This window comes from Curtobacterium sp. MCSS17_016, from assembly GCF_003234255.2.
Lineage (GTDB): Bacteria > Actinomycetota > Actinomycetes > Actinomycetales > Microbacteriaceae > Curtobacterium > Curtobacterium flaccumfaciens.
The window spans coordinates 1,204,187-1,216,063 of the sequence record NZ_CP126254.1 but is presented as its reverse complement, the minus strand read 5'-3'; the positions used below and the strand labels follow the sequence as shown (position 1 = coordinate 1,216,063).

10 protein-coding genes are annotated in these 11,877 nt (G+C 70.3%); 4 read left to right on the top strand and 6 right to left on the bottom strand.

Going from position 1 to position 11,877, the window contains the following annotated elements:
• Window positions 1-94 precede the first annotated feature (94 nt).
• Together DEJ19_RS05870 and DEJ19_RS05865 are read left to right on the top strand one after the other, a co-directional pair.
• Window positions 95-697: a vitamin K epoxide reductase family protein gene (locus tag DEJ19_RS05870; protein ID WP_239001455.1), complete on the top strand. Its 603-nt coding sequence runs from the start codon at window positions 95-97 to the stop codon at window positions 695-697.
• 31 nt (window positions 698-728) lie between these two features.
• Window positions 729-1,592 carry a DsbA family protein gene (locus DEJ19_RS05865; RefSeq protein WP_111234004.1) on the top strand — a complete coding sequence of 288 codons (864 nt, stop codon included), beginning with the start codon at window positions 729-731 and terminating at the stop codon, window positions 1,590-1,592.
• Between the two features lie 66 nt (window positions 1,593-1,658).
• On the opposite strand, the gene DEJ19_RS05860 is transcribed toward DEJ19_RS05865, so the two are convergent.
• The 5 genes from DEJ19_RS05860 to ileS are packed head-to-tail and all read right to left on the bottom strand — an operon-like array spanning window position 1,659 to window position 8,212.
• Window positions 1,659-2,507 (bottom strand): DsbA family protein, encoded by an 849-nt coding sequence (locus DEJ19_RS05860; protein WP_111039262.1) that lies wholly within the window; start codon window positions 2,505-2,507, stop codon window positions 1,659-1,661.
• Between the two features lie 14 nt (window positions 2,508-2,521).
• Window positions 2,522-2,941: a nucleoside-diphosphate kinase gene (gene ndk, locus DEJ19_RS05855; protein ID WP_017885984.1), complete on the bottom strand. Its 420-nt coding sequence runs from the start codon at window positions 2,939-2,941 to the stop codon at window positions 2,522-2,524.
• Window positions 2,942-2,976: 35 nt separating this feature from the next.
• Window positions 2,977-3,393 (bottom strand): DUF4233 domain-containing protein, encoded by a 417-nt coding sequence (locus DEJ19_RS05850; RefSeq protein WP_111234005.1) that lies wholly within the window; start codon window positions 3,391-3,393, stop codon window positions 2,977-2,979.
• Entirely contained in the window at window positions 3,390-4,958 is a 1,569-nt protein-coding gene (locus DEJ19_RS05845; protein WP_181441610.1) for a bifunctional folylpolyglutamate synthase/dihydrofolate synthase, read from the bottom strand. Before DEJ19_RS05845 ends, DEJ19_RS05850 begins: the two co-directional genes overlap by 4 nt.
• Window positions 4,955-8,212, bottom strand: coding sequence for an isoleucine--tRNA ligase (gene ileS, locus DEJ19_RS05840; RefSeq protein ID WP_111234006.1), 3,258 nt, complete (start codon window positions 8,210-8,212; stop codon window positions 4,955-4,957). The genes DEJ19_RS05845 and ileS overlap by 4 nt, the downstream gene beginning before the upstream one ends.
• A gap of 244 nt (window positions 8,213-8,456) precedes the next feature.
• On the opposite strand from ileS, the gene DEJ19_RS05835 reads away from it, so the two are divergent.
• The gene (locus tag DEJ19_RS05835; protein ID WP_111234007.1) at window positions 8,457-9,479 is read left to right on the top strand and encodes a cation diffusion facilitator family transporter; all 1,023 of its coding nucleotides are present in this window, start codon (window positions 8,457-8,459) and stop codon (window positions 9,477-9,479) included.
• 143 nt (window positions 9,480-9,622) lie between these two features.
• Here DEJ19_RS05835 and DEJ19_RS05830 read toward each other — a convergent pair whose 3' ends face one another.
• Window positions 9,623-10,222: an acyl-CoA-like ligand-binding transcription factor gene (locus DEJ19_RS05830; RefSeq protein WP_110864855.1), complete on the bottom strand. Its 600-nt coding sequence runs from the start codon at window positions 10,220-10,222 to the stop codon at window positions 9,623-9,625.
• Window positions 10,223-10,254: 32 nt separating this feature from the next.
• Between DEJ19_RS05830 and DEJ19_RS05825 the strand changes: the two genes are divergently transcribed.
• Complete coding sequence (locus tag DEJ19_RS05825) at window positions 10,255-11,874, top strand: ABC transporter substrate-binding protein (RefSeq protein WP_111234008.1); 1,620 nt, start codon at window positions 10,255-10,257, stop codon at window positions 11,872-11,874.
• The last annotated feature ends 3 nt before the right edge of the window (window positions 11,875-11,877 follow it).

Here is an 11,877-nt window from a genome sequence, read left to right as displayed (position 1 = left end):
AGCTCTCTTCGGTGTGCGGTTGGCCGCACGACCTCCAGGCATTATCGCATGCCGCACCCGGAAAGCACCGGAACCCGCATGCGATGATGACCGCGTGACCGCGTCTGCACCTGCCCCCCGTCGTCCGATCGCGATGGCGGTCTTCCTGCTCGTCACCGGGATCGTCGGCCTGTTCGGATCGTTCCGGCTCGTCCTCGACGAGTTCACGAAGTACGAGAACCCGAAGGCCGTCCTGAGCTGTGACGTGAACCCGTTCATCAACTGCTCCGACGTGATGGCCAGCTGGCAGGGGCACCTGTTCGGGTTCCCGAACCCGCTGCTCGGCGTCATGGGGTTCGTCGCCCCGATCGCGGTCGCCGTGCTGCTGCTCGCCGGGTTCCGGAACGGTTCGCGCTGGTTCTGGATCGTCTTCAACGCCGGGGTCTTCCTGGCGTGGGTGTTCGTGACCTGGCTGTTCACGCAGACCGTGTTCGTCATCGGCGCGCTGTGCCCGTGGTGCATGCTCGTCTGGTCGATGACGATCCCGATGTTCTGGGTGTTCACGATCTGGAACGCCGCCCAGGGTCGCTTCGGCGCCGGGGCACAGCGTGTCGGGCGGTCGCTCCTGCCCTTCAGCTGGGCGTTCGCGCTGGCGAACTACCTGGTCATCATCGTCACGATCATCATCAAGTTCCCCGCGGTCCTCACCAGCTTCTGAGCCGTCCCCGCTGCCCCTACGCTCGGGATCGATGAGCGAGATCGAGAGCAGCAGGGCGCGCCGGGACGCCGCACGGGAACGTGCGCGAGCGGCACGGGCGGCGGAGCAGTCGCGCCGTCGTCGCCTCCGCACCCTCGGCATCAGCGGGATCATCGTCGGGGGCCTCGCGGTGGTCGCGGTGGTCGTCCTGGTCATCGCGAACTCCGTGCAGCCCGCCGGGCCGGGTCCGCGGAACGCGGCGAGCGACGGCGTCCTGCTCACCGGGGTGCACGGCAGGATCGTGCCCGTCGAGACGCGCGCGGTGCCCGACGGCGGGACCCCGACGCCGACCGAGCAGGACGGCTCGAAGACCGCGATCACGATCTACGCGGACTACATGTGCCCGTACTGCAACCAGTTCGAGACGGCCCAGATGCCCCGGATCCGGCAGTGGGTCGAGGACGGCACCGCCACCCTCGAGCTGCATCCGCTCGGGCTGCTCGACCGCGTGTCGCTCGGATCGCGGTACTCGACCCGCTCCGCTGCGGCTGCCGCGTGCGTCGCGGACCACGACCCGGACGCGTTCCTGGCCTTCAACAGCTCGCTCTACGACCACCAGCCCTCGGAGAGCACGCGCGGACTCACGAACGACGAGCTGGCGTCGCTCGCGCGCGAAGCCGGAGCGACGGACCCAGCCGTGACACCGTGCATCACCCGGCAGGACTTCGTCGGGTGGGTCGCCGACGCCACGAACCGGGCGATGAACGACCCGGTGCCGAACTCGTCGCTCGACGGGATCACGAGCACGCCGACGATCATCGTCGACGGCGAGCAGTACAACGCGGACGGCGCGGCGTCCCTCGCCGACGTCGACGCGTTCGCGGCCTTCGTCCGGGAGCACGGCGAAACGTCCTAGCCCCCCTCACGACGAACGGCCTCCGCTCCCGGATGGGAGCGAGGGCCGTCGGTCGTGCGGGGAGTGCTACTTCGCCGCGGCGTCGATCGCGGTGATGACGGTGCTCAGGTCGTCCAGGCGCTTGCCGTCGACGACGATCGTCGGCGTGCCGAAGCCCTGCGTGCCCGCGAGCGCCTCGTTCGTGGTGACGGCCTGCGTCGACTTCGTCACCCAGCCCTTGAACTGCTCGGACGACAGGCACTGGGACAGGTCCGAACCGGTCGCGCCGCCCGCCTTGACGAGCTTCGCGATCTCGGAGTTGGTCAGGCCCTTGGTGCCCTCGGCCGGCTGGTTCTCGAAGAACTGCGTCTGCACGTCGAGGAACTTGTCCGGTGCGTAGTTCGCCACGCACATGGCGGCGTTCGCGGCACGGCTGGCGTAGCGGGAGCCCGCGTAGCTGCGGTCCAGGATCGACACCGGCTGGATCGCCAGGGTCGCGTCACCCGACTTCACCTTGTCGAGGATCTGGTCGGAGTAGGCCGCCTCGAACTGCTTGCAGACCGGGCAGGCCCAGTCGACGTACTCGGTGACCGTCACGGCACCGTCGCTGTTCGCCGTCGGGACCGGCGAGGCCGAGCCCGTCGGGGAGACGGCCGGCGTGGTCACCGGGGTGACCTTGCCGTCCTGGCCGGTGAACTGGATCGCGCCGGTGGCCATGTTCTTCGGCCCGGCTGCGGACACCACGGGCGCGTTGTTCACGTTCACCACGACGATCGCGATGATCGCGGCGATCGCCACGATGCCCAGGCCGATGCCGCCCTGCAGGAACCACTTGTTGCGGCGCTTGCGGCGCTTCTCGGCGTCCGCGCGCTGGCGTGCGACCTCTCGGGCGTGCTGACGCCGCTCGTTCTTGGTGGGTCGGTCGTTGTTCGTCACGTCGTCCCCGTCGCTCAGGCGAACCAGAGCGCGAGCTCGCGCGCGGCCGACTCAGGGCTGTCCGAACCGTGGACCAGGTTCTGCTGCACCTTGAGGCCCCAGTCGCGGCCCAGGTCACCACGGATGGTGCCGGGCGCGGCCGAGGTCGGGTCGGTGGTGCCGGCGAGCGAGCGGAAGCCCGCGATCGCACCGTTGCCGGCGACGCGCACGGCGACGACGGGACCGGACTGCATGAACTCGACGAGCGGCTCGAAGAACGGCTTGCCCTGGTGCTCCTCGTAGTGCGCGTCGAGCAGGTCGCGCGGTGCGGTGAGCATCTTCAGGTCGACGAGCTCGTAGCCCTTCGCCTCGATCCGGCGGAGGATCTCACCGGTCAGCTGGCGGGCGACGCCGTCGGGCTTGACGAGGACGAGGGTCTCTTCGAAGTCGGACACGCAGTACTCCCTGTGTTCGGGGTCGAATGTGGTGGTCAGTCCTCGCCCATGGCCGCTCGGCGCGCGGCGTTCTGACGGTCCAGTTGACCGCCCTTGACGAAGCAGAAGACCCACAGCGCCAGGAACACCACGGCGACCGCGAACATGAACGGTTCGATGAACCCGGTGGCGAGGATGGCCGCCTGCAGCAGCCACCCGAACCATACACCGGCCCGGTTGCCCGTCAGACGTGAGGCAGCTGCGAGGACGATGATCGCGCCGATGCCCCCGCCGAAGGCCGCGGCGGGCGGCAGCGTGCCCTTGCCGAAGACGACGAGCATGGGGAAGAAGAACATGATCGCCTCGAGCACGAGCGTGATCGAGAGCAGGCTCTCCTGCGCCCCGCGTTCGCGGCGCGGCTTCCGGGTGCGCGGTGCGCGGCCCGGCCGGGAGGCCCCTGGTGCGTCCGTCACTTCGCCTCGCCTTCGCGGTGCACGAGGTCCATGACCGCGCCCACCATCACGATGGAGCCCGCGACGAGCACGAGGGCGTCCTCGGCGTCGGCCTCGTCGGCCAGGCTGCGCGCTTCCTGCAGTGCGGACGCCAGGGACGGCTCGACGACGACGCGGTCCTCGCCGACCTCGTCGACGACGACCCGGGCGAACTCGTCCGCGTCGAGCGCTCGCTCCCCCGGCGGCTGCGTCACGACGAACGTCGCGACGGTGTCCTTGAGCGCGCGGACGAACCCGCGGGCGTCCTTGTCGCCGAGGATCCCGACGACGCCGACGACGTGCTCGGACGGGAACGCCACCGGCAGGGCATCGGCCAGGGCCTTCGCACCGTGCGGGTTGTGCGCGGCGTCGACGACGACGGTCGGGTCGGTCGCGATGGGCTGAAGGCGGCCGGGGCTGGTCGTGCCGGCGATGCCCTCGGACAGGACGTCCTCGTCGAGGGCCTGGGCCCCGCGACCGAGGAACGACTCGACCGCCGCGATCGCCACGGCGGCGTTCTCGGCCTGGTGCCGGCCGAACAGCGGGAGGAACAGGTCGTCGTAGCGGCCGGCGATGCCCTGCACGGTGATGAGCTGTCCTCCCACGGCCGGGGTGACATCGACGACGCTGAATCCTCCCTGCAAGCTCGGACTGCCCGCCGCTCCGCGACGGTCAGTGACCGGCTCGAAGGGGCCCATGCCTTCAACAGCCAGGGTGGACTCGGTGAGCTCGGCGGCACGCTCGAGTTCGGCGAGGGCCTCGGGGACCTGCCGACTCGAGACCACGGCGGACGACGGCTTGACGATGCCCGACTTGGTGCGGGCGATCTCGGCCACGGTGGCACCGAGCTGCTTCGTGTGGTCGATGGCGATCGGCGTGAACACCGACACCTGGCTCTGCACGACGTTGGTGGAGTCCCACTCGCCGCCCATGCCGACCTCGATCACGGCGACGTCCACCGGGGCCTCGGCGAAGCACGCCAGGGCGAGGACCGTGAGCGCCTCGAAGAAGGTCAGCGGGAGTTCGCCCTTGTCGGCGAGCTCGCGGTCGGTGATCTCGAGCACCGGGGCGATGTCGTCCCAGTTCTCGACGAACCGGTCCGCCGCGATCGGCTGACCGTCGACCACGATGCGCTCCCGGATCGACACCAGGTGCGGGCTCGTCATCAGGCCGGTGCGCAGGCCGTGGGCCCGGACGATGCTCTCGATGGTGCGCGCGGTCGACGTCTTGCCGTTCGTGCCCGTCACGTGGATCACCGGGTACGCCAGGTGCGGGTCGCCGAGCAGCTCGACGGCGCGGCGCGTGGCGGTCAGCCGGCGCTCGGGGGCCTGTTCGCCGATGCGGGCGTACAGGGCGGCCTCGACGCGGCGGACCTCGTCGTCGTCGCCGCCGTAGGGCACGGCGTCGGCTGGAGCGTCGCCGGAGGGGCCGACCGGGATCCGGATGCCGTCCTCACTGCGCCCATCAACACCGTGACCGTCGAGCTCGTCGTGTCCGACGAACTCCTCGTTCGCCTCGTGGTCGTCGTACTGGTCGTGGTCACTCATGCGCGTGCTACCTCCACGGATACCTTCGCACCGTCACCGACGTCGGTGGTGGTGTCGTCCGCCCCGAGGGGCACGATCTCGACGCTCGTCGCCAGGGTCTCCCCCGCGATGAGCTCCTGGTGCGCGCGGACCGCGCCGTCGGCCGTGTCGTCCACCCGGAGGGTCAGGGCGATGCGGTCACTGACGTCGAGGTCGGCGTCGCGGCGGGCCTGCTGGACGGCGCGGACGACGTCACGGGCGAGCCCCTCGGCCTCGAGCTCGGGCGTCGTCACGGTGTCGAGCACCACGAAACCGCCCTCGTCGAGGAACGCCACGGCCACCGAGGCGTCGGCCACGGTGAGGTCGAGTGAGTACTCGCCCTCGATCAGGTCGACGCCACCGACGGTCACGCCGGAGTCGGTCGCGGTCCAGTCGCCCTTCTTGGCGGCCGGGATCACCTGCTGCACCTGCTTGCCGATGCGGGGACCGGCGACGCGGGCGTTCACGGTGAGCTTCCGCTCGATGCCGTACTGCGCCAGCGATTCCTCGGCCTGGGCCTCGAGCACCACGCGCTTGACGTTGAGCTCGTCGCGCAGGATGTCGGCGAACGGTTCGACCGCGGCCGGGTCCGGCACCACCAGGGTCAGCGTGGCCAGGGGCAGGCGGACGCGCTTGCCGGTGGCCTTGCGGAGCGCCAGGCCCTTCGAGGCGACGTCGCGCACGCGGTCCATCGCGTCGACGAGGGCGTCGTCGGCGGGGAACTCGTCGGGGTCCGGGAAGTCCGTCAGGTGGACGCTGCGTCCGCCGGTCAGGGCCTTCCAGATCTCCTCGGTGACGAGCGGCGCGAGCGGGGCGGCGACCCGGGTCAGGGTCTCGAGCACGGTGTACAGCGTGTCGAACGCCGCACGGGTCTCGGCGCCGGCGTCCGCGTCGGCCCCGGTCCAGAACTTGTCGCGCGAGCGGCGGACGTACCAGTTCGTGAGCACGTCGGCGAAGTCGCGGACGGCCTGGGCTGCGAGCGGGGTGTCGAGCGCGTCGAGGTGCGTCCGGACGTCGGTGACGAGGACCCGGGTCTTCGCGAGCAGGTACCGGTCGAGCACGTCGGTCGAGTCGGTCCGGCGCTGGGCCCGGTACCCGTCGGGACCCGAGGCGTTCGCGTACAGGGTGAAGAAGTAGTACGTCGACCACAGCGGCAGCATGAACTCGCGGACGCCCTGGCGGATGCCCTCCTCGGTGACGACGAGGTTGCCGCCGCGGATCACCGACGAGGACATCAGGAACCAGCGCATGGCGTCGGCACCGTCGCGGTCGAAGACCTCGGAGACGTCCGGGTAGTTCCGGAGCGACTTCGACATCTTCTGGCCGTCCGAGCCGAGGACGATGCCGTGGCTGATGACGTTCTGGAACGCCGGCCGGTCGAACAGCGCGGTGGAGAGCACGTGCATCACGTAGAACCAGCCGCGCGTCTGCCCGATGTACTCGACGATGAAGTCGGCCGGGCTGTGCGACTCGAACCACGCAGCGTTCTCGAACGGGTAGTGCACCTGGGCGTACGGCATCGAGCCGGAGTCGAACCACACGTCGAACACGTCGGTGATCCGGCGCATCGTCGAGTTGCCCGTGGGGTCGTCGGGGTTCGGCCGCGTCAGGTCGTCGATGAACGGCCGGTGCAGGTCCACTTCGCCCTCGGCGTTCACCGGCAGGCGACCGAAGTCGCGCTCGATGTCGGCGAGCGAGCCGTACACGTCGGTGCGCGGGTACTCGGGGTCGTCGGACTGCCACACCGGGATCGGCGTGCCGAAGTAACGGTTGCGCGAGACCGACCAGTCGATGGCGTTGCCGACCCACTTGCCGAACTGGCCGTCCTTGACGTTGTCCGGCACCCAGTTGATGTCCTGGTTGAGCTGGCCCATGCGGTCGCGGAGCTCGGTGACGCGGACGAACCACGACGAGACGGCCTTGTAGATGAGGGGCTTCCGGCACCGCCAGCAGTGCGGGTAGCTGTGCTCGTAGGACGCCTGGCGGAGCAGTCGCCCGGCGTCGCGGACGGCCTTGGTCAGTGGCTTGTTCGCGTCCGACCAGAGCAGGCCGGCGACCTCGCCGAACTGCGACGTGAAGACGCCGCCCTCGTCCAGCGACAGCACGACGGGGATGCCGGCCGCGGCGCAGACCTCCTGGTCGTCGGCACCGTACGCCGGGGCCTGGTGCACGATGCCGGTGCCCTCACCGGTCTCGACGTACTCGGCGACCAGTACTCGCCAAGCGTTCTCGTACCCTTCCTGGTCGGCTAGGAAGTCGAACAGCCGCTCGTACTCGACGCCGTCGAGCTCGGCGCCCGTCAGCGTGCGCGCGACGGCGGCGAGCGCCTCGTCACCCGAGGCGTAGCCGAGCTCCTTCGCGTGCGCGGCCACGGTGTCGGACGCGAGCAGGTAGGAGACGGAACCGGCGTCGGCACCGTCAGCCGCGCCTCCAGGCCCTGCCGGGACGACCGCGTAGGCGATCGCCGGTCCGACTGCCAACGCGGCGTTCGTCGGGAGGGTCCAGGGGGTCGTCGTCCAGGCGAGCGCGCGCACACCGGTCAGGTCGAGCGCGGAAGCGCGGTCGCCGTGCAGCGGGAACGAGACGGTGACGGACTGGTCCTGGCGCATCTTGTAGACGTCGTCGTCCATGCGCAGCTCGTGGTTGGACAGCGGCGTCTGGTCGTTCCAGCAGTACGGCAGGACCCGGAAGCCCTCGTAGGCGAGGCCCTTGTCCCAGAGCTGCTTCCACGCCCAGAGCACGCTCTCCATGAAGGTGACGTCGAGGGTCTTGTAGTCGTCCTCGAAGTCGACCCAGCGCGCCTGGCGGGTGACGTACTCCTGCCACTCGTCGGTGTACTGCAGCACGGACTTCTTGGCGGCCGCGTTGAAGACGTCGATGCCCATGGCGTCGATCTCGTGCTTCTCGGTGATGCCGAGCTGGCGCATCGCCTCGAGCTCGGCGGGCAGGCCGTGGGTGTCCCAGCCGAAGCGGCGGTGCACCTGCTTGCCGCGCATGGTCTGGTAGCGCGGGAAGACGTCCTTGGCGTAGCCGGTCAGCAGGTGCCCGTAGTGCGGCAGACCGTTGGCGAAGGGCGGCCCGTCGTAGAAGGTCCACTCCGGGCAGCCCTGTCGCGCGTCGATGGACGCCTGGAAGGTGTCGTCGCGCTTCCAGAAGGCGAGGATGCCCCGCTCGACGGCGGGGAAGCTCGGCGAGGGGACGACGCCATCGGCATCGGCGTTCAACGGGTACGGCACCGGGACTCCTTGTGGGTTCGCTCGATCTCCACGAGGACGGAAACAGGTTCCGCGGTACCACCTCGTTTGCCGCCCAACGTGCGCTGTGCGACCACTCTGTGTCGGGGATGGTGACGGTCCCGAACCCGCCCGGTTCTACTGACGGAGGCGCTGGTGCGCTCCGCGTTCTTCCGGAAGCTCCCCGGTGATGGCCGGATCGATGCTCGTGGAACACGACTTTACCGGACGGGAGCATGCTTGAGCGATGCCCGCAGAAGAACGCCCGGAGTCACTCGTCACCGTCTTGATCGCGTTCGGGGCGAACCTGCTCGTCGCGATCGCGAAGACGATCGCCTCGCTCGTGTCGGGTTCGGCCTCGATGGTGGCCGAGGCGGCGCACTCCTGGGCGGACACCGGCAACGAGGTGTTCCTGCTCGTCGCGGAACGACGGGGCGGCAGGAAGCGGGACACCGCACACCCGCTCGGGTACGGACGCGAGACCTACATCTGGTCGATGTTCGCGGCGTTCGGGCTGTTCACGGCCGGTGCGATCGTGTCGGTCTACCACGGCATCTCGGAGTTCGGGGACACCGGGCCGGCCGAGGACGTCGTCCTCAACTACGTCGTGCTCGGGGTCGCGTTCCTGCTCGAGGGCACGAGCTTCCTGCAGGCGTACCGGCAGGCGCACGGTGCCGCGACGAAGCGCAAGGTCCCGGTGCTGCGGCACGTGCTGCAGTCGTCGAACCCGACGCTCCGTGCGGTGTTCGCCGAGGACGCGGCGGCGCTGATCGGCCTGGTCGTGGCGTTCCTCGGGGTGTTCCTGCACCAGGTCACCGGGCTGGCGGTCTTCGACGCACTCGGCTCCATCGCGATCGGTGTGCTGCTCGGGATCGTCGCGATCGTCCTGATCGATCGCAACCGCCGGTTCCTGCTCGGCCAGAGCACGTCCCCGGAGCTCGAGAACGCCGTGCTCGTCGAGCTGCTGGGCCGGTCGCAGGTCGAGCGGGTCACCTACCTGCACCTGGAGTTCGTGGGGCCGTCGCGGGTGTACCTCGTCGCGGCCGTCGACCTGACGGGGAACGAGACCGAGGAACACGTGGCGGTGCGGTTGCGCGAGGTGGAGCAGTCGCTCGAGGACAGCCCCTACATCGAGGAGGCCGTCCTCACCCTGAGCTACCCGGGCGACGATTCGCTGGTGCCGACCGACGGCGACGTGCCCGAGGTCGTGCGGGACGGCACGGCTTCGGACGTGGCGTCCGGTGGCGCGGGGACCCTGCGCACGGAGTGAGCGTCGACTGGGTGGGTGGCCGGCGGCGGGGTTCGTGTCGCAAGACGCCGGCGTGTCCGTCTGACGCCGCCATGTGCTCGAGACGCCGCCGGATTCGGCGGCGTCACGCGGGCGAGGCGGCGTCGCGCAAAGACGCCGGCGCGTCAGCGGGCGTCGAGGCCCGCGACCACCGGGGTGAGTGCCGCCGCGACGTACTCGACGAGCGCACGGCGGCCGACCCCGTCGGTGACCCACACCCCGAACGCCGCGGCGGCGGCACCGAGCATCGCGCCGGACACCGTCTGCGGCCAGAGTGAGCGCGCCTGCTCCCCCGTGCGGCCCGCGACGAAGGCGGCGACGGCCTCGTGCTGCGCCGTCACCCGGACCGCGACGCCCGCCACCAGCTCGGGCCCGATGCCCATGACCTCGGCCTGCGCAACGGCCCACGGCACCCGCTCGGGGTCGTGGGCACGGGCTGCTGCGAGCAGCGCCTGCTCGACGGCCCGGACGACGCTCGGCTCGGTCGAGGCGGCGAGGTACCCGGGCAGCCCGGCGACGGCGGCGTCGAGTTCGAGCCACATCACGTCGGCCTTCGCCGGGAAGTAGTTGAAGAACGTCGCACGGCTGACCCCGGCGCGGGCGGCGATCTGGTCGACCGTGGTGCGTCCGTACCCCTGCTCGAGGAAGAGCTCGGCGGCGGCGTCCGCGAGCACCTCGGCGCTCGAGCGTCGGGGTCGGCCACCGCGGCGGATCGGTTCGTCCATGGGCCCCAGTAAACCGCTAGACTCGGTCAGCCATGATCTTGGACTCAGTACAGAAAACCCTCACCGCCGTCGCGGGCGCCTCGGCGGTCCTGCTCGTCCTGGCTGCCTGCAGCGGACCGGGCACGAGCACCGGGAGCAGCACCCCGGTCGCCGGCGGCACGCTCACCTACGCCTCCGGCGACGCCGAACCGACCTGCCTCGACCCGCACGTCGGCGGCAACTACCCGCAGGCGCTCCTGGCGACGCAGTACATCGAGGAGCTGGTCGGGCTCGAGGACGGCAATCCCACGCCGGAGCTCGCGACGAAGTGGAGCACGAGCGACGACGGGAAGACCCTGACGTTCACCCTGCGTGACGACGTCTCCTTCACCGACGGCACCCCGTTCGACGCCGCCGCGGTCGTGGCGAACATCGAGCACGTGCAGGACCCGGCCACCGCCTCGAGCACCGGCTACCTGGCGCTGCAGTCCATCACGAAGGCGACCGCCACCGACGAGCACACCGTCACGCTGACGCTGAGCCGACCGGACAGCGCGCTGCTCGAGTCCTTCTCGCAGCCCTGGGTGGGCATGGAGTCCCCGAAGGCGCTCGAACGGAAGCAGGCGACGAACTGCGAGTCCCCCGTCGGCACCGGCCCCTTCGAGGTCACCGGTTGGAAGCACGGCGACCGCGTCACCCTGACGAAGAACACCGACTACTGGGGCGCGACGAAGCCGCGCCTGTCCGGCATCACGTGGCGGTTCCTGCCGGACTCGACCTCGCGCTACGCCGCGCTGCAGTCCGGTCAGGTCGACGTGATCGACAACGCCCAGCCCGACCAGCTCAAGGCCGCGTCGGCGAAGGGCGCCATCCGCGACCTCGACGCCCCGCGCCCCGGCGCCTCGAACCGGCTCGAGCTGAACTCCGGGCACGGGGTGTTCCGCGACGAAGCGGTGCGCCAGGCCTTCATCGCCGGTGCCGAGATCGACCCCGGCCTGCAGTCGCTGTTCCTCGGCACCGCGAAGCGCTCGTACTCGGTGCTCTCGAGCGCGGAGCCGCTCGCGTACTCGGAGAAGAGCCGGTTCGACTACTCCCCCACCAAGGCGAAGCAGCTCCTCGACGACGCCGGGTGGAAGGTCGGGTCCGACGGCATCCGCGAGAAGGACGGCCAGCAGCTCACCGTGACGTTCCCCGTCTCGACGAACCAGTCGGTGCCGGCCGAGCGCAGCCTGTTCCAGCAGATCCAGGCGTCCGAGAAGGCCGTCGGGTTCAAGGTCGTGCTCGACGAACTCGACCTGTCCAGCTGGTACGCCGCCCTCGCCGCGAACGAGTACGACGTCGTCAGCGCCCCGTACACGAAGGTCGGCCCCGACGTCCTGCGCATCCTGTACGACAGCGCGAGCATCGAACCGGCACCGTCGGGCTACTTCGCGAACCTGGCCCAGCTCGACGACCCCGCCGTCGACCGGCTGCTCGAGCAGGCCGCCCGCACCTCGGACGCCGACGACCGTGCCGACCTGTACGAGCAGGCGCAGAAGGCGATCCTGGCGCGCGACACCGTGCTCCCCCTGTACGACCAGCAGAACCACTTCCTGGTGCGCTCGGCCGTGCACGGCATCCGGACCACCCCGGTCTCGACGCCGTGGTTCGGCACCGCCTGGATCGACCGCTGACCC

Bases quoted from the DNA above. Each gene is read 5' to 3' on its own strand.
- DEJ19_RS05845 (WP_181441610.1), bottom strand. From the start codon at position 4,958: ATGAGTGACCACGACCAGTACGACGACCACGAGGCGAACGAGGAGTTC.
- DEJ19_RS05825 (WP_111234008.1), top strand. From the start codon at position 10,255: ATGATCTTGGACTCAGTACAGAAAACCCTCACCGCCGTCGCGGGCGCC.
- DEJ19_RS05835 (WP_111234007.1), top strand. From the start codon at position 8,457: ATGCCCGCAGAAGAACGCCCGGAGTCACTCGTCACCGTCTTGATCGCG.
- DEJ19_RS05865 (WP_111234004.1), top strand. From the start codon at position 729: ATGAGCGAGATCGAGAGCAGCAGGGCGCGCCGGGACGCCGCACGGGAA.
- DEJ19_RS05830 (WP_110864855.1), bottom strand. From the start codon at position 10,222: ATGGACGAACCGATCCGCCGCGGTGGCCGACCCCGACGCTCGAGCGCC.